At 42.7% G+C, this 641-nt stretch carries 1 protein-coding gene and 1 pseudogene; both read right to left on the minus strand.

Annotation, left to right across the window (positions count from 1 at the left end; translation table 11 throughout):
- A pseudogene (locus ACFOW1_RS16920) lies at positions 1 to 405 on the minus strand (IS3 family transposase); the annotation flags it as partial.
- A 32-nt stretch (positions 406 to 437) separates the two neighbouring features.
- The coding region (locus tag ACFOW1_RS16925; protein WP_379015936.1) for a transposase at positions 438 to 641 on the minus strand (204 nt) is incomplete at its 5' end.

The following is a 641-nucleotide window of genomic DNA, read 5'->3' on the forward strand; positions in this document are numbered from 1 at the left end:
TACTTCCCGGTTATAATCATCCACTATGTTTAATAATCTGAACCTTCGGCCATCCCATAAAGTATCGTTCATAAAATCTACACTCCATACTTCATTGATCGTATCAGGCTGGAATAAGGCTTGCTTTACCCTCGCCGGTAAACGTTTCCTGAACCTTCGACGAATATTGAGTTTTAACTCAGTGTAAACCCTGTATATCCGTTTGTGATTCCACACATATCCCATTCTTCTAATCCGGTAATAGCTTTGCCAAAAACCTATTGACGGATGTTTTTCAATCAGTAACTGTAGCGTATTGATAACCTCTTCATCTTTGTTTGGTACCCGTTTATAGCGTACCGTGCTTGGGGATAGGCTTACCGCTTTGCATGCCTGACGCTGGCTGATCTGATGTTCCTTTACCATGTGCTCAACCAGGCTTCCCTTCTCGTCAGGCGTTAAAGCTTTTTTCCAACAGCATCTTTCAAGGCTTCATGAACCAGACTAAGATTTGCATACATCCGCTTTAATCGGCTGTTCTCTTCTTCCAGTTCCTTCATCCGCTTTAACTCCTGTACCTCAAGTCCACCATAACGTTGACGCCACTTATAAAATGCTGCAGTACTTACGCCTAATTCTCTACAGAGATCTTCGGCTTTACG

The organism is Parasediminibacterium paludis (genome assembly GCF_042651445.1).
GTDB classification, from domain to species: domain Bacteria; phylum Bacteroidota; class Bacteroidia; order Chitinophagales; family Chitinophagaceae; genus Parasediminibacterium; species Parasediminibacterium paludis.